General features: G+C 50.1%; 13 protein-coding genes and 1 pseudogene. 7 read left to right on the forward strand and 7 right to left on the reverse strand.

The window, feature by feature from the left end:
* Positions 1–2: 2 nt before the first annotated feature.
* Positions 3–1,181: an MFS transporter gene (locus AC1S5B_RS04205; RefSeq protein ID WP_482034451.1), complete on the reverse strand. Its 1,179-nt coding sequence runs from the start codon at positions 1,179–1,181 to the stop codon at positions 3–5.
* A gap of 219 nt (positions 1,182–1,400) precedes the next feature.
* Here AC1S5B_RS04205 and AC1S5B_RS04210 point away from each other — a divergent pair, with 219 nt between their 5' ends.
* Positions 1,401–1,619 (forward strand): hypothetical protein, encoded by a 219-nt coding sequence (locus AC1S5B_RS04210; RefSeq protein ID WP_482034452.1) that lies wholly within the window; start codon positions 1,401–1,403, stop codon positions 1,617–1,619.
* Complete coding sequence (locus tag AC1S5B_RS04215; protein ID WP_482034453.1) at positions 1,616–1,876, forward strand: type II toxin-antitoxin system RelE family toxin; 261 nt, start codon at positions 1,616–1,618, stop codon at positions 1,874–1,876. Before AC1S5B_RS04210 ends, AC1S5B_RS04215 begins: the two co-directional genes overlap by 4 nt.
* 221 nt (positions 1,877–2,097) lie before the next feature.
* Here AC1S5B_RS04215 and AC1S5B_RS04220 read toward each other — a convergent pair whose 3' ends face one another.
* Entirely contained in the window at positions 2,098–3,972 is a 1,875-nt protein-coding gene (locus AC1S5B_RS04220; RefSeq protein ID WP_482034454.1) for a DUF3685 domain-containing protein, read from the reverse strand.
* A 275-nt stretch (positions 3,973–4,247) separates the two neighbouring features.
* On the opposite strand from AC1S5B_RS04220, the gene AC1S5B_RS04225 reads away from it, so the two are divergent.
* Entirely contained in the window at positions 4,248–4,859 is a 612-nt protein-coding gene (locus tag AC1S5B_RS04225; RefSeq protein WP_482034455.1) for a Uma2 family endonuclease, read from the forward strand.
* Positions 4,860–4,879: 20 nt separating this feature from the next.
* On the opposite strand, the gene acs is transcribed toward AC1S5B_RS04225, so the two are convergent.
* Complete coding sequence (gene acs / locus AC1S5B_RS04230; protein ID WP_482034456.1) at positions 4,880–6,847, reverse strand: acetate--CoA ligase; 1,968 nt, start codon at positions 6,845–6,847, stop codon at positions 4,880–4,882.
* A 319-nt stretch (positions 6,848–7,166) separates the two neighbouring features.
* Between acs and AC1S5B_RS04235 the strand changes: the two genes are divergently transcribed.
* The 3 genes and pseudogenes from AC1S5B_RS04235 (at position 7,167) to AC1S5B_RS04245 (ending at position 10,281) form a co-directional block, all read left to right on the forward strand.
* On the forward strand, positions 7,167–8,348 hold the full coding sequence (locus AC1S5B_RS04235) for a BMP family ABC transporter substrate-binding protein (protein WP_482034457.1): 1,182 nt from the start codon (positions 7,167–7,169) through the stop codon (positions 8,346–8,348).
* Between the two features lie 5 nt (positions 8,349–8,353).
* Positions 8,354–8,827, forward strand: coding sequence for a GlcG/HbpS family heme-binding protein (locus AC1S5B_RS04240; protein WP_482034458.1), 474 nt, complete (start codon positions 8,354–8,356; stop codon positions 8,825–8,827).
* Positions 8,828–9,203: 376 nt separating this feature from the next.
* A pseudogene (locus AC1S5B_RS04245) lies at positions 9,204–10,281 on the forward strand (ISAs1 family transposase).
* A 149-nt stretch (positions 10,282–10,430) separates the two neighbouring features.
* On the opposite strand, the gene AC1S5B_RS04250 reads toward AC1S5B_RS04245, so the two are convergent.
* From AC1S5B_RS04250 to AC1S5B_RS04265, 4 genes are all read right to left on the reverse strand, one after another.
* On the reverse strand, positions 10,431–12,482 hold the full coding sequence (locus tag AC1S5B_RS04250) for an NACHT domain-containing protein (protein WP_482034459.1): 2,052 nt from the start codon (positions 12,480–12,482) through the stop codon (positions 10,431–10,433).
* A gap of 74 nt (positions 12,483–12,556) precedes the next feature.
* Complete coding sequence (locus AC1S5B_RS04255; protein WP_482034460.1) at positions 12,557–13,192, reverse strand: type I restriction endonuclease; 636 nt, start codon at positions 13,190–13,192, stop codon at positions 12,557–12,559.
* Positions 13,193–13,248: 56 nt separating this feature from the next.
* Positions 13,249–14,535, reverse strand: a complete 1,287-nt coding sequence (locus AC1S5B_RS04260; RefSeq protein ID WP_482036595.1) for an NAD(P)/FAD-dependent oxidoreductase — start codon at positions 14,533–14,535, stop codon at positions 13,249–13,251.
* A gap of 66 nt (positions 14,536–14,601) precedes the next feature.
* Positions 14,602–14,805, reverse strand: coding sequence for a hypothetical protein (locus AC1S5B_RS04265; protein ID WP_482034461.1), 204 nt, complete (start codon positions 14,803–14,805; stop codon positions 14,602–14,604).
* 223 nt (positions 14,806–15,028) lie between these two features.
* On the opposite strand from AC1S5B_RS04265, the gene hpnI reads away from it, so the two are divergent.
* Positions 15,029–16,264 carry a bacteriohopanetetrol glucosamine biosynthesis glycosyltransferase HpnI gene (gene hpnI, locus AC1S5B_RS04270; protein ID WP_482034462.1) on the forward strand — a complete coding sequence of 412 codons (1,236 nt, stop codon included), beginning with the start codon at positions 15,029–15,031 and terminating at the stop codon, positions 16,262–16,264.
* The last annotated feature ends 126 nt before the right edge of the window (positions 16,265–16,390 follow it).

Here is a 16,390-nt window from a genome sequence, read left to right on the forward strand (position 1 = left end):
TATTAGGCTAAGGGGCTTTCATAGCGTTGTTGTCGTAAATAGAGCAAGGCGATCAGGGCAATTCCAATTAGACCCAGTCCGGTGTAATTGACGATCGCCCAGCCCCACTCATTCAGCAGCCGACCCGACAAAAACGTGGTGAAGGCAACAAAGCTAGACATAAGAAAATCGTGAGTTGCCTGAGTCTTCGCCCGTTCAGCCGGGGTATAGGCTTCGGTGAGCAACGTGGTGGAGCCGATAAATATCAAGTTCCAACCAATGCCTAGCAGTAATAAGGCTGCAAAAAAGTGAGGTGCAGTGGTGCCCATGAGATTGATGGCAACACATAACCCGTTTAACCCAATGCCCGTCAAAATAATTGTCAACACACCGAACCGAGCAATCAAATATCCGGTGAACAGCGAGGGCGTAAACATGCCCAACACATGCCACTGAAGTACCGAAGCAGCCGTGGAAAAGGAATGGTGGCTGGCAACCATGGTCAACGGGGTTGCGGTCATCAGCAGGGTCATCACACCATAGCCGATCATGCTGCCCAACACTGCCACGATAAACACGGGCTGTTGGGCGATCGCGCCTAAACTGCGCCCCACGTCCTGCTGTTTTCGTTGCGATACGGGCGGCAGATCAATCTGGCTTAAGATCAACAGGGTCAACACTTGCAGTAGGGCGATCGCCACAAATCCGCCTGCAAACGTGACGGGCAACCAGTCTTTTGTCCAGATTGCCAAGGGAGAGCCGATCAGCGCCGCAATGATGCCCCCGGCGATTACCCAGGAAATGGCTCGACTGCGAAAGTCCTCCGTTGCCACATCTGCTGCCGTGAAACGGTAATAGCCGACAAAGCCATTGAAGATGCCATAGAGCAACGTTGCCCCACAAAACAAAACGAAACTGCCAGCAAAAATCGCGTAGATTGCCACACTTGCGCCCACTAGCCCAACCAATACCCCAACCATAAAGCCGAGCTTGCGTCCCCATTTCTGCAAGATGAATGCCGCTGGAATCGTGGTGAGCATGGTTGCCAATTGCAAAATCGCCAGGGGTAAAGTCGCGAGAGATTTATCGGTGGCGAGGGTTGCACCAATTAATGCCGCAGTGGTAAACAAGACGATGCTGCCCGTCATGGCGATCGCCTGACACAGGGCAAGGAGCAGAACAGTTTTTTTGGCTTGGTTCACAGATGACGCGATCGCGAGTTAGCACGATGGATAAGTAGATTGTCATCCTGCCGAATTTCATGCCATTTGTCCAGGTACAGTTGACGCTGATTTTGCTGAACGCAGCCGTCTTTACGGCAAACCGGGGAATATATTGATCGACCATCATACGACTACTACTGATTGAAGGCTTGAGACTCACCTTATAAGATGGATGAATTACACTCAGCAAATAGTCCTATGCAAGTCCAAGAATTAACGCTAGACGAACTTAAGCTACTGATTCAGGAGACTGTTGCCGAAACGATTCAATCGTTACTGATCGATTCTGATGACGATCAACCCATCAAGCTAGAGGTAAAGCAGCAACTCCTAAACTCTCTAGGAAAGACTCAATCGGGAGAGCGGGGTATTCCTGCTGAGGAGGTTGCAAGAAAGCTGGGATTGTCCTGGCAATGAGCTACGCTGTTGAGTTTAAAACAGAAGCAGCGATCGAGCTTCAGGCGTTTACTTCGATGATCCAAGAGCGCATTTTGCGTAAGATCTATTGGTTGTCTGAAAACTTTGAGAATGTGGCTCCTCAAGCCTTAAGTGCAGATTTGAGCGGGCTGTTCAAGCTTAGAATTGGGGACTATCGAGTGATTTATTCATTTGATACTGAAGCGCACCTAATCACAATTCACAAAGTTGGACATCGCCGAGATATCTACAATTAACGATTGCCCTTTCTCAGTCGATCTATACAATAGGCGATCGCGGTTTTTAACGGAGGGGCGATCGTTTCTACACTCTTCAATACCATTACCCGATACAAAGATTGAGCCAGATCTGGCAAATGAAGTTGTGGCTTGGGAAGCTGCCAGTGATGAGGATTGGCTAAAGATGGAAGCTTTACTCACTTGTCACGAAGCTTAAAATGGCGCAGGGCGAAAACCGGTTATCGGCGGCTAAAGCGGGTGTCTTGCAGGGCGTTGCCGATGCCTTTGATGATGCCGCGTCCAATTAAACCGATGCCGCGCCCGATGACTTCCGTGAGGACATAGACTACGCCACTGCCGACAAAGGAGACTGCCGATTGCAAACGAGGGGCGATCGCGTCTCGTGTTTCCAATGCCAGGGTCACCGCAAGCCGGACTCCAGTTAAATCTGCAAGCTCTTGATTTCGGGGCGCATAGATAGAGGTTTGAGTAATCCCCTGATCCTGTAATACCAACAGGATGTGGCGACTTTCAAAAATAGCGGTGGGTTCACCCACTAAGCGTTCTACACGATATTTCCAGGACAGGTTATTTCTAAATCGCTCAATTTCACGGAGGGAGAGCAGGCGGCGATCGTAAAAATTTTGCTTGATGGCGATCGCGTCTCCAAATCGATTGAGCAACGGCTGCATCACTGCATTCGCAACCTGAATCATGATATTTTGCAGCAAAGTTTCCAGCCGTGCCATCGCTTCCACAGAACCCACTACATAGGTCGTATTGTCAATCAGCAAGGGGGTTTGAAACAGCAGATGGGCTAAAAAATCATTGACGGCGGGAATCTTATCTAGCATATCAACCTGAACGATATCAACATCCAGCAGCAATACTTCTACTACATCGACAGTCGGCGATTGTAGTGGTTCAGTTGGGAAATTGCTCAAGGTTAATGTGGTGTATCGTCCAAAAAAATCACTCGTTACCGCTTGCCAAAGATTGCGGAGTATGGCGCTGCGCTTCTCTAACAGTTGTGCTAGCTCAAGATTAGAAAATCGCAGGTCGTTTAATATTTCTTCTAGCTGCCGCAGGACGATCGCCAGCAGTTCATGCTTTTTGTCATCGTTGAGAATATCAATCTCTAATGGATAAGCCGTCAGATTGTGTAAATTACCTTGCAATTTGGCAAACGTGTTGTCAAATAGGGATGCCTGAATGCTGCGTAGGTCATTGGCTGAAGCAGTGTCTACGCTGATTTTGGTGTAGGGTGTGAGCGTGATGGCTGGGGTTGCCAAAGTGGATTGTGGGGTCGGCTGCGATTCCCCTAGGGAGGGTTTCACAAATCGCGCACCTGCTGGCTGATTCAGTTGTGGCACTGATCCAGACAATGCTGTTAATCGGTCTACAAATCGCTCTGATTCTGAAGTGAGCAGCCGATTAACCACCCAACGAGCAGTTTGCAATTCCCGTCTGCGTCCGGTTAGAAATAGCTGATCTAGTACCGAAAGATTGGCACGGCTCAGTTGAGCGTTGAGTTGGGCGATCGCGGCATCAATTTGCTGAAGCCCAGACAGCCGCATCGTTCGTCGCATCACCTCTAGCGCGGTCAAGGGCGGCGGCACAAGAGGTGATGGGTTAGGATGCGGGACGGTAGACTGAGTCAGCGCTTGGGCAATGCTCCGCATTCCTTGAGTCCAGTTGGGATACCCGGCGGCGATTTGACGGATGATTAGAACAATTTCTCTCGTTGCGGTGTTTTTTTGACAGTAGCCCATTGCGGTTGTCTGCAATGCCGCCGCCAGCATTGCCGGATCAGGAAGGGTGCTGAGCAGCAGGATCGAAATCTGGGGATATCGTGCATTAAGTTGCTGACACAGCAGCAGCCCATTGTTTGCGCCATTTGCACCCCTGAGATCTAGGCTGAGCAAGATTATATCCAGCGCTCGCCCCTCCTCAAACCACTGAACAAGCCGTGCGATCGCCGCCTCACCTGAATCTGCCTCTAACGCAATCTGTAGATCCGGATAAGAATTGAGGCTAGTGGTTAGACCCTGGCGAAATATCGGGTCGTCTTCCACTAGCATTAAATTCAGCGTCGCGGTGGGCTGAGAAGTCATCAGGCAATAAATTGAAGAATTGAATCTACTCTCTAGCCTCTTTTACCACAAGTTGCAGGCTTCACATATTCATTTAACTCTCATGCAGTTTTTCTAACACGCTCCGATCTTCTAGGGTGGAGGTGTCGCCAGAAATCGCTGCCCTCAAGGATTAGCAAACTGCTTAAGGTTTTAGAGCAGAGGGGTTTTACTGCAATTGACTTATTGCCATCATTATTGCCTATGGAAGCATTCTAGAATAGGGGCAATCGTCTAAAGCATCCAGGTTCTTCAGAATGATTGCAATTCAAAATCTTCCCTACCTTCTTCCAGAAGAATACTTAGCCAAGGAAGAAAATAGCCCCATCAAGCATGAATATCAAGATGGGCAAACCTACGCAATGGCGGGAGGGACGGATACTCATAATGCGATCGCGGGAAACCTGTTTGCAGTCCTGAAAAATCACCTGCGCGGCAGCGGTTGCCGGATATTTATCTCATACATCAAAGCTCGAATTGAGACACTCAACTGTTTTTACTCCCCTGATGTGATGGTGACGTGCGATCAACGAGATCAGGTGACTTCCTTATATAAATGCCACCCCTGTTTAATTGTTGAAGTGTTATCCGATTCAACGGAAGGATTTGACCGGGGCGATAAGTTTGCCGATTATCAACAGTTAGACAGCTTACAAGAATATGTCCTCATCAGCCAAAAGCGTCAGCGAGTAGATTGCTTTCGTCGTAACGAAGCAGGGCATTGGGTTCTATTTTCTTTCAATTTGGGCGACATCCTTAATCTTGCCAGTGTAAATCTGCAAGTGAGTATGGATGTGCTGTATGAAGATGCTAATTTGACGAGTAAGAATTTAGGAACAAGCCGCGAACCTGAGTCAGCCAGTGAATAGAACTGACCGACTCTAAATTCTCACCCTTCGCGCAGCTTTTCTAACACGCTCCGATCTTCTAGGGTGGAGGTGTCGCCAGAAATCTCTTCGCCAGCCGCCAGCGATCGCAGTAACCGACGCATGATTTTCCCTGAGCGCGTTTTGGGCAGAGCATCGGCAAATTTGATTTCACCGGGGCGGGCGATCGCGCCAATCTCTTGAACGACGTGTTTTTTCAGTTCGTTTTTCAACTCATTACTGGCAATAACATTGTTTTCCAGAGTCACAAACGCCACAATTTCTTCCCCCTTCAGATCATCGGGTTTGCCAACTACAGCGGCTTCTGCTACTGACGGATGGGATACCAGCGCCGACTCAATCTCCATGGTGCCAAGGCGATGACCTGCCACGTTGATCACATCATCCACGCGCCCCATCACCCAAAAGTAGCCGTCCTCGTCCCGACGGGCACCGTCTCCCGCAAAGTAGAGATACGCACCATCTTTAGGCGGAATGTGTTCCCAGTAAGTGCGACGGAAGCGATCGGGGTCACCATACACCGTTCGCATCATCCCTGGCCACGGGTGACGCACGGCTAAATAACCGCCTTCGTTGGCAGGCACCGGATCGCCATCCAAATCCACAATATCCGCCAAAATGCCAGGGAATGGCAGCGTTGCCGAACCGGGTTTCGTGGGCACTGCGCCAGGAAGCGGCGTAATCATAATGCCGCCCGTTTCCGTTTGCCACCAGGTATCCACAATTGGGCAGCGCTCTTTGCCAATGATGCGGTGATACCACATCCAGGCTTCGGGGTTAATCGGTTCACCAACGGTGCCCAAAAGTCGCAAAGAGTCAAGATTACGAGCATTTGGCAAATGTTCACCCATTTTGATAAAGGCACGAATAGCGGTGGGCGCGGTGTAAAAAATATTCACGCCATACTTTTCAATCACATCCCACATGCAGCCCGGATTGGAGGCGCGGGGTGCCCCTTCATACATGACGCTGGTGGCACCATTGGAAAGGGGACCATAGACGATGTAGCTGTGTCCGGTAATCCAGCCAACATCGGCAGTACACCAGTAAACATCGGTGTCTTTCAGGTCAAAAATCCACTGAGTCGTCATGTGGGTATAGAGGTTGTAGCCGCCTGTGGTGTGGACGACTCCTTTGGGTTTGCCTGTGCTGCCAGAGGTATACAAGACAAACAGCATATCTTCGCTGTCCATCGGTTCGGCGGGGCAGTCGGCAGAGGCTCCGGCTTGCAAGTCATGCCACCAGTGGTCGCGACCGGGTTCCATGGCAATTGTTTGCTGAGTCCGCTGCACTACCAGCACGTTCTCAACATTGGGCGCACTGTTGTTTGCTAGGGCTTTGTCTACTTGTTCTTTGAGCGGGACGATCGCATCTTTTCGCCAGCCCCCATCTGCGGTCACCACCAGTTTTGCCTGCACATCCACCAAGCGATCGCGCAATGCCTCTGCGCTAAAGCCGCCAAATACAACGGAATGCACCGCCCCAATTCGGGCACAGGCAAGCATGGCGATCGCGGCTTCGGGGATCATCGGCATATAAATCCCCACGCGATCGCCCTTTTCCACACCCAATTGTTTCAACACATTGGCAAACTGACAAACTTCATGGTGCAGTTGCGCGTAAGTCAGTGTCCGCGAATCGCCCGGTTCCCCTTCCCAAATCAACGCGGCTTTATTGCGTCGCCAAGTCGTCAGGTGTCGATCTAAGCAATTATAGGAAATGTTGATCGTGCCATTCACAAACCACTTGGCAAACGGCGGCTGCCAATCCAACACGGTGTCCCACTTTTGAAACCAGTGCAGTTCGGTGGCTGCCAGTTCTGCCCAAAACGCTTGCGGGTCAGCTTTTGCCTTGTCATAAAGCTGTTGGTACTGTTCCAAGCTTTTGATCTGAGCTTGCTGGGAAAAGTCCGCAGTCGGGTGAAACAGGCGCTCTTCGTGCAGAATGGATTCGATCGTAGGCTGGGACATGGGGGTGATTGTAGAATGGCGATTCTAGATTCTAGATCGCAATGAGTGAGATTGTAGAAGGACAATTTTAGATTTTAGACTTGTCATCCAAAATCACCCAATTGGCTTTCAGTTGTTCTACAAGTAAAATTGCCTCTCGCTTTTGGCTTGAGAGAGAGATTTAGAGTGAGGGCAAAAGATTCGTGCAGGAGGTCTAGTTTGCAGGTGTTGTCCACTTCCTCACCCCAATGGGTATACTAAGCCCGACCCATTTGCTGGGACTAACATATTGTGCAGCGCAGACAGCAATCAACCCACTGCCCAATCAGAAAAACTCATTATGTCTAATTCTTCCCACTCGTCTATTAACCGTCGCAACCTAATTCGAGGCTTGCTAGCAACCGGAGCTTTTGCTGCATCATCCCGTTTTTGGACAGGCTGCACTGCTCCGTCACCACCGTCCTCTAGCCCCAGCCCCACTGAAAAAATCATCACTTTGGGCTTTGTTTATGTAGGACCTAAAGATGACTATGGCTACAACCAGGCTCATGCAGAAGGGGCGGCTACGCTGGCAAAGTTGCCCTGGATCAAGATTGTGGAAGAGGCTAGCATTCCTGAAACAACTGCCGCCGCTGAAACGATGCGGAAGATGATCGATGAGGATGGCGCGATCGCCCTGTTTCCCACGTCTTACGGCTACTTCAATCCCCACAGCCTCAAAATTGCCGCCGAATTCCCTCAAGTGCAACTGTTCCATGCCAATCAGCCCTACAAAGCAACCTATCCCAAAAATGTCGGTTCCTATTTCAGTGACTTAGCAGAACCCGCCTATCTTGCCGGAATTGTCGCAGCTTATGCCTCCAAAACTGGCAAAATTGGCTATGTTGTGCCCAAAGCGATTCCCGTAGTGCTGCGAGAACTCAACAGTTTTACCTTAGGTGCCCGCAGCGTCAACCCCAAGATTGTGGTTCAAACCGTGTTCACAGGTGACTGGTCGTTGCCTGTGAAAGAAGCAGAGGCAACCAACACGCTGATCGATCAAAATGCTGACGTAATGATCAGTCGGGTGGATAATTTGAAAGCGGTGATCACTACGGCAGAGAGTCGAGGGGTGTTTTCCATTGGTTATCACATTAATCAGGCAAGTTTGGCTCCCAAAGGCTACTTAACTGGGGTGGAATGGAACTGGGGCAAAATTTACACCACTTACGCTGAGATGCTCCGGGCTGGCAAAACCTTGATGGATAAGGGCATTCCCCCAGTTATCGCAGGCGGTTTAAAAGATGACTTCTGTAAACTATCGCCCTACGGCACGGCGGTTAGTCAGGAGGCAAAAACAGCGGTGGAAACGGCTAGAGCGAAGCTTTTGGATGGCAGCTTGATTATTTTCAAAGGGGAACTGAAAGATAACAAAGGTAAGGTAGTGATTCCGGCTGGCAAGCAATACACGCTGCAAGATCCCCAGCTACAGAGTCTGAATTGGCTGGTGGAAGGCGTGTTGGGCAATGCGGGAACGCAGTAGGGAAAATGGCGGGTGGCGGAGTTGTCGGTGAGTGGCGAGTGGATAGAGGAATGAGTATGTATGTGCGGCGGGTGGCGGAGTTGTCGGTGAGTGGGGCGCGGGTGGTGGTGCAGGGGGCGATCGCAAAAGCGGAGGCAATGGGGATTCCGCAATGCGTGGCAGTGGTGGATCGGGGCGGGAATTTGATGGTGTTTGAGCGGATGGATGGGGCAAAATTGCATAGCCAATTCACTGCGATTCAAAAGGCGTATACGGCAGTATCTACAAGTTTTCCTACTGGACACTTGCCCTTTGAGTTGGCAGTCGGGATTGCGCTGGCATCGGGCGATCGCTTTGCCACGATTGCCGGAGGCTTGCCAATTGTGGTGGATGGCGAAATCGTTGGCGCGATCGGGGTTGGCTCTGGCACCGATGAGGAAGATATTGAAGTGGCAGAAGCGGGAATTGCGGCATTGAAAGGGGCGATCGCAAAAATCTAGGACAGGTTTTGTGATTGCCCCTCCTGTAGACCTTTTATGCGAATCAGGTCTTCTAGACCTTTTATGCGAATCAGGTCTTCCTGATCTCTCAGTAAACCAGTGGGAAGTGTCTAAACTCTCTGCTTTAAAGGCATTGGGGGGATGCCCCCAAACCCCCATTGAGGGATTTTGCATGTCAGAGCAGACAAAGCTCGTCTCGTGTTCTGACATGCAAAAAAGGTTGCTTCCCTCAAACTCCCTCCAAACTGGAGTTCTACCGATTGAGCATAGAGCAGTTGCACTGGTCTGGGGTTATATCCCAGAACTCTTATGCGGGCAGGGTTGATCTATCGGTTGGAGAAAATAGAGAATAGAGAAGTCGTTGCCCTTGGGTCAAATGAGCTTGATTGAACATCTTCAACAGATTCGCGACTTCCGCACGCAACCTAACTATCCGTTGTGGGTGGTGTTGCTGCTAGTCCTGATGGGGACGATGAGTGGCTGCACAGGATACCGCCCACTCGCCGACTTTGTTTCCCGCCATCAATCGGAGTTGTTAACCGTGTTGGACTTGCCGAGGCAGCGACTACCGAGTTTATCGACTCTGCGTCGGATCATGGTGCGGGTGGACTTTGTGTCGTTTACTCAAGCCTTCAATGCTTGGGCACAAGAGCACTTTGCCCCTGCACCCCATGAACAACTAGCGACCGATGGCAAAAGCATCAAAGCCAGTGTGAGCGACTACGACCAGTCTTATCAGGATTTTGTCAGTGTCGTGTCGGCATTCAGTGTGGTTCAAGGAGTCGTAGTGGGCTTAGAGACGATGCGGAACCGTCAAACCAGTGAGATTAAGACGGTTGAGGTGTTGTTGGAGACGCTGCAACTCAAGGGAGTCTGCTTTAGCCTTGATGCCTTACACACCCAAAAAAACAGTCGAGCAAATTATCCACAGTGGCAATGACTATCTCCTTGCGGTCAAAGGCAATCAACCCAAGTTATTTGAGCAGGTGAAGACCCAGGTTGAGCAAGCTCTAACCCCTAACGTCAATATCCAAACCGAACAGACGCGTGACCGCCAGACGAAACGAACCGTGACGGTGGTGGATATGGTTACAGGGATTGACCCACAGTGGGTGGGCATACAGCGCTTAATTCGAGTCGAACGAGTGGGGACAAGAGCCAACAGACCCTTTAGCGAAACGCTGTTCTATATCAGTTCTCTAACCTCAGATGCCGCTGGATTTGCTCAACGCATTGGCCAACATTGGCACATTGAAAACCGCCTCCATTGGGTTAAAGATGTCGTCCTCCAAGAAGACTGCTCTCCCTTGTGCGATGGCAATGCCCCCCTCAACTTCGCCATCGTTCGCACAATGGCGCTCAATCTTTTTCGGCAGCATGGCTTTGACTCCATCACTCAAGGGTTACGTCGTCTCGCGCATGATATCCCTGCTCTCTTTTCCTTTCTTCAATAGATCAGCCCTGTCTTATGCGGGGGGGGTGGGGGAGTGAGTCCCCCAAGCAGCGGGGGCGCGGGGGGAAGTCCCCCGGCATTGGCTCTCAACGCAGCCGAAATCTGCGTATACAGGAGCTTGCCAAGGAAGATATCCGATTGTGTACAACTTCATACACCCGTTCCCGGTTCCCTATCCTCAACCGTCAACATCTGCTGCTCAATGGCTGCCCAAGTCTCCCGCGACACCCGCACGGCAGCTTCTTTGCACTGAAGCATCAGCAGATTGGCATAGAGATACTTTTCCAAAGACTTTGCTTCCTGCTGAGATAACTCCAGCCATTCGGGTTGCAAATGCAGCGCCCCGCACCAGATTTGAACCAGTTGGTTTACAAATTTTTGATAGATTTCCCCAGATAGCTTGCCTTCTGGAACTCGTGCTTGCAGCCCCTTCAAGCGAGCTATTAAGCCTGTAAAGTCTACCTGGTTAAAGATTTTTATTTTTTCAAATTTGAGGGCGCGGTTGAGGTAGTGGGGGTGGTCGAGGTCGAGGTCGAGGTCGAGGAAGCGGGAGAGTTCGAGGGATAGGAAGCGGTCGGGAGAGAGGGCGGGGGAGAGGAAGTGGGCAGGAGAGACGAAGAGGGAGAGGGAGAAGGCTGCGGCTCGTTTCGCAGCGGGTTTGTAGCCTTTTGGAGAGCCTGCGGTGGCAGTGTCTGCCCAATTGACTAAGGCTCTCAGCCTCTCTGTGGCAAGCAGAGTAGGGATGGTTGCCGCCATCAATTCCAGCAGATTATTGGCATTACTGAGAGAACCTGCCACCAGCAAAAACACTTCCCGCCAGCGGTCATCCGTCAGGTGTAGCTCCACCAACGATTGCATCAAGTCTGGCTCTTGAGCCACATGCTGGGCAGTCAAATATTCTTGAAAGGTGAGGTGGGAAAAGGAGTAGGTGTCTCTGGCACGTTCCACGAAAAGCCCCTGCTGCACCTCGATCGCATTCAAGACCGCTTCCCCATCCAGATGTTGGGGCGCATTCAGGTTATTGACTAGAAATTCTTTGATTTGGCGAGTGACTTCTCGTTTTGAGAAAAACAATTGATCGGCAACAAAGCTGGTGTAGGCAATTTCAGCCAGCAAAATTTGTTCCAACTCTGGGCTGAGTTCTCGATAAATCGGGTCGCGCTTCAGTCGCTTCTCGGCTGCCCACTTTTTCAGCAACACATCCAACGCTTCACCATAGACCGCTGCCCGATTCTTCGGAAAGTTCTGAGATTCGTCATACACCACGCACAGCAGCGTCAGCAACAGCGGCGTTTGCGCCAGTTCCTTCGTGGCGGCGTACTCAGGGTGTTTCAGCAAGTCCCAACATTGGCTGGCAATGTCTGGTTCTAAACGAAACCAATGGCGAATAAATTCCTCAATCTGACCGTCATCAAACGCCGCTATCACGATATCTTTGAAGCGCTGAAACCCACCTTTGTAGGCAGCAATCCGGCAGGAGGCAATAAATCGGTTGTTGCGGTGGCGATCGCCAAAGTTTTGAATCTGCGTGATGGCATGATCTAACTGGTCTGTGGCAACTTCATCTAATCCATCCAGCAAAATCAAGAGTTTGCCTTTCTGCAAAAAGCTTTGAGCCGTTTTTTCGGGTTCTGGAAAGCCGCAGGTGGCAAATTCATTGATGATCAATTGATCGAGCGTGATCTCGGTTGCATTGAAATCTTGAAGTTTGAGAAATACAGGCAGACACTCATGCTGGAAAGCTCCCTTTTTCTGTTTCAGTGCTTCCAGTCCCACTTTTCGCAGAAACGTCGATTTGCCCACCCCAGGACCACCCAACACCATCAGATATTGCTGCTGATTGGCAACCATAATTCCATCTTGGCGGGGGATTTTTTGAAACTCAAAGCCGCGCCCTTTTTCACGGAACAAGTCTTGCAGCGTTTCGGCAGACTCAAAATAGCCCACCTGCGATCGCTCCAGTACCTGAACTGCCGTATAAACTTCATCCAGTCTGATGGGCGCATCCATCCGCACACAGACTACTTTCAAATTGCCATGCCGCTCTTCGTAATTTTGAACGTACTGCCCTGATGCATTGAAAATAATTCGCTTGATTGGTTCATCAATGGGTTTATTGCCCACCTCCCAAGCCGTCTTCAGCACCAATCCGGCTAAACTTTTCGCCGCTTCGCCAAAAAACACGGATTCAAAACCAGTCATATTCCAAGGCTCATCAAACGGAGTTACAGTCTGGGTTAGCGCTAGCCTAACTCACTCATCCTGAAAGTGTTGAGTCAGGTGATTTGTTGTTTGATAGTTTTGATGACTCGAAACGCCTGCTCGATCTCCTGGCTATTCAATGGGAAAAACAGGGAATATAGCTTGGAAGCGCCATATTGAGGATTGGGGGTTTGTTTGACTTTGAGAAAAATGAACTCATCGCCGTTGCTGACCATGCCATACACGGGGCGATCGCGGTTGGGGTTAGCCATCATGTAGGCAAGCGCTTGAGGAACCGCGAGAGATGACATAATCGTGCGTTTGGCTTCAATCACTAATACCCACAGTTGGTTTCGCATAATCAACGTATCAATTCGCCCCCGCAGCAGTTCGTCTTCAGCTTCCAGCAGAAACTCCACCGATTCCTCCGTGCGAATGCTAAATTCGGGTTCATAAAAACCTGCAAGATCAAGCAGTGGAGAGATGATTAGCTTATCCACGGCTCCTTCGGCAACGATTCCTTGACGACGGTGAGCCGCAAATCGGGTTCGCAGACGTTCTAGGGTTATTTGCTCATTGCCCGTCAGGGCTGGTAAGTCGTGCAGCCATTCAGGGAAAAATTGCGGATCGAAATTGGGCGTGAGGTGAAAGCGATCTTCTACGTCCGCGATCGTCAGAATGGTTTTAGAAATCGGTCGGGTTGTAGTCACGATTCACCCTGCTCAAATGGGTTTGGAGGTTAATACTCACTGTAGCTTGGCATGAATCAGTTCGATGTTAGCGAGTCTTGTTCTACATCAGCGATCGCTTTATGGGTGATCTTCCGCCAGCGAGAGACAACGCGAGTCACCAAGGAATCTAGTTTGCGCCGGAGGTATTGGGGTAAGCCTTTCGAGACTTTTTCAAAACGGTAGAAAAACAGAATATCCACCACATCTTCCAAGCTAAGCGGACGCAGATAGGTGACGACTTTATCAACAATTTCGTCGCAGTCTTGCAGATATTTCTTCATGCCAAACTTTTCAGATAGGTTCCAGGTTTTGAGAAACACGTGATGCATTTCGGTTTGATAGTCCTGAAAACTATTCGTTTGGCGATCGAGGTAGGTTTGAATATGCTTACTGGCAATTTCTGCGCCCTGCATCCCGTGACGGATGCCCTCGCCCCCCAAAAAATTGACGGTAGAAACCGCATCACCGATCGCGATCGCGTTTTCCCGATAATAGACATCCTGCAAGCCCCGGCTATATTTCAGCGTCGAGCCATGCACCTCAATCAGTGTGTAATCAGAGACTTGCATATAGTCTTGCAAGATCAAGTGAATGTAGTGCTTCAGTGGCTCTGTTTGCTTCACAAATTCATGATCGGCGTTGATGATGCCTGCCCCTACCTTTAGCCGATTGGGTGCCATGGGAAAAATCCACGAATAGCCTTTGGGCATCCATTTGTAGCCCAAAAAGAAGGTGAGCGCGTCGCTATACCGCTGATAGACTTCATCTGAAACCTCAATCAAATATTCGATGCCCGTCCCGGAGAGGAATTCAGGTTTTGGCTGGTCTTTGCCATACATCACCGCTCGAAACGGACCCGTGGCATCCACCACCACACGAGCGCCAACGGTCACGGGTTCTCCGTCTCGCACCAATGACACTACGGTTTGCCCATTGTGTTTACTGCTTTGACTATGACTCACGTAGCGACAATTCATCCAGACCTCGCCGCCATTCGCCTTTACATCGCTTGCCAAAAATTCTCGCAGTTTGCCAAAATCCAACACCGCCCCAATCGCCCCAGGGGTTTTCCATTCGCCTTGCTGGTTGGAAGTGACCACCACAAACCGATTCCAATAGGTGCCCACCACGCTCTCCGGCAAGTCGTATTGACTTAACGTTTCCAGCGGTGTGCCTGCACTAGAAAAGCTGTTGATGGCAAAATCCTTGTGCCGTTCCACTAACAAAACGCTGCGTCCGGCTTTTGCCAGCGATCTCGCACATTGCCCCCCGGCTGGACCACCGCCCACCACTACTACATCAAATTCCTGCATTCCAAGCACTCGCCACAACACTCACCCTCTATTTTCCCCTATATTAAGACTGCCTTGCTCTTTACACTGCTAAACTCAGTAGCTTGGCGATCGCGGGTAAAATGCTGCTTTCTTTGTTGGGACGCTGGGGGTTGTGCCTAGTTCCGCGATCGCCTGCACCTGCTCCAGCCGATCTTGCTTGTCTTCCGTGGAAAGCTTCTGGGCATCGGCGATCGTCGTTTGCAGTTGGGTCAGCAGTTCCTTGATGCCGAGACGATCGAGTCGGGAGGAAGTAGGCAACTGATCGATTCTATGATGAGAGGCAAATCTGATAGTATTTGGAACTTCTCCTAATACTGCTTTAGCGAGAAAAATAGATTTTAGTGATTCTTGCCGCTTTTGTTCTTGCTGCTTTTGTGGGTAACTAGTAGCTTAAGTTAGTAGCTGAAAGTTAAAAGTAAGCAGTTTTGGATGATTTAATCTCTTTTTTATTGCTGCAAAAAAAGAGACTTTAGGGCGCAAAATGATACAGTCACAAAGTTTGATTCTATTGATGGTGGGTGCCACAAGTCAGGAAGTTTTTAGAACCTGTATTGCAGGTCTATTGCTAGTATTGAGCCTATCCGCGATCGCCTATTACGGATATGCGATTTACGCCGCTAGCCAGTTTTTCGCTCGTTCAGCCGCTGATGATCAGGGTTTTCATCCGCCTGTTAGCCTCTTGCGTCCCATTTGCGGCATCGACAGCAAAACCTACGAAAACTTAGCGTCTTTCTGCCAGCAAGAGTATCCAGAGTATCAAATTATTTTTGGCGTGCAAGATCCTCAAGATCCCAGCATGGAAGTGGTCAGGCAACTGATTAAAGACTTTCCCCATTTAGATATTCAAGTGACTGCAAGCCTTCATAGTTTGGGCGCGAATCGCAAAGTCAGCAATCTGGCTCATGCTGTAACGAAAGCAAAACATGACATTCTGCTGTTAGCGGATAGCGATGTTTATGTTCAGCCAGATTACTTATGCCGTGTGATTCAACCGTTGCGTGATCCGGCGGTGGGTGTGGTGACTTGTTTGTATCGCTCAATGACCCAAGGATGGGTCACAACCTTGGAAGCGCTGAGTACGCCCACAGAGTTTTTGCCAGGAGTCTTAGTCAGTACAGCGCTGGAGGGGATCAAGTTTGCCATGGGGCAAACGATTGTGATTCGGAGATCGGTGCTGGAAGAAATTGGCGGCTTTGCGGCGATCGCGGATTATTTAGCGGATGACTTTCAGCTAGGCTTTTTGCCATCTCAGGCAGGTTACACCGTGGTGCTGTCTGATTATTTAATTGACCATGTGATGCCACCCAGCACGATCGCAGAATCCATCCATCGCCAAACTCGTTGGCTGGTGGGCATTCGGGCTTCGCGTCCTTGGGGGTATGCTGGCTTGATCTTCACCCATGGAACGGTCACCAGTCTATTATTTTTGCTGGCGACAGGCGGCTCGGCGGTGGGTTGGAGTATTTTAAGCCTTACTTGGATCATGCGCCTGACCATGGCTTGGTTTGTGGGAATTCGCTGCCTGGGTGACCCGGTTGCTCAAAAGCTGTTTTGGCTGGTGCCCCTGCGCGATGTGGCAAGTTTCATGCTGTGGGGCTATAGCTTTTTTGGCAACACGGTAGAATGGCGCGATCGCCAGTTCCACTTGACTCGCGGCGGCAAACTGATTGCCTTGAATCCAAATCTGCCAGAGCGGGTGAAGACAATTGCTGGCTAGAGCGATACACTCAGTTGCATAGTTTTGGAATGAGAAATTTCTTCGTAAGATTATTTCTCAAAAGTAGTCCACTGATACGGGAATTTGCTAGTCAATAAACTCCCGTATCGCGAAATTGCACTGGTG

Source organism: Leptolyngbya sp. CALU 1928 (assembly GCF_056784215.1).

What these genes read in the sequence shown, in the direction of transcription:
- AC1S5B_RS04210 (WP_482034452.1), top strand. Translation starts at nt 1,401, where the DNA reads ATGCAAGTCCAAGAATTAACGCTAGACGAACTTAAGCTACTGATTCAG.
- AC1S5B_RS04215 (WP_482034453.1), top strand. Translation starts at nt 1,616, where the DNA reads ATGAGCTACGCTGTTGAGTTTAAAACAGAAGCAGCGATCGAGCTTCAG.
- AC1S5B_RS04220 (WP_482034454.1), bottom strand. Translation starts at nt 3,972, where the DNA reads ATGACTTCTCAGCCCACCGCGACGCTGAATTTAATGCTAGTGGAAGAC.
- AC1S5B_RS04225 (WP_482034455.1), top strand. Translation starts at nt 4,248, where the DNA reads ATGATTGCAATTCAAAATCTTCCCTACCTTCTTCCAGAAGAATACTTA.
- acs (WP_482034456.1), bottom strand. Translation starts at nt 6,847, where the DNA reads ATGTCCCAGCCTACGATCGAATCCATTCTGCACGAAGAGCGCCTGTTT.
- AC1S5B_RS04235 (WP_482034457.1), top strand. Translation starts at nt 7,167, where the DNA reads ATGTCTAATTCTTCCCACTCGTCTATTAACCGTCGCAACCTAATTCGA.
- AC1S5B_RS04240 (WP_482034458.1), top strand. Translation starts at nt 8,354, where the DNA reads ATGGCGGGTGGCGGAGTTGTCGGTGAGTGGCGAGTGGATAGAGGAATG.
- AC1S5B_RS04250 (WP_482034459.1), bottom strand. Translation starts at nt 12,482, where the DNA reads ATGACTGGTTTTGAATCCGTGTTTTTTGGCGAAGCGGCGAAAAGTTTA.
- hpnI (WP_482034462.1), top strand. Translation starts at nt 15,029, where the DNA reads ATGATACAGTCACAAAGTTTGATTCTATTGATGGTGGGTGCCACAAGT.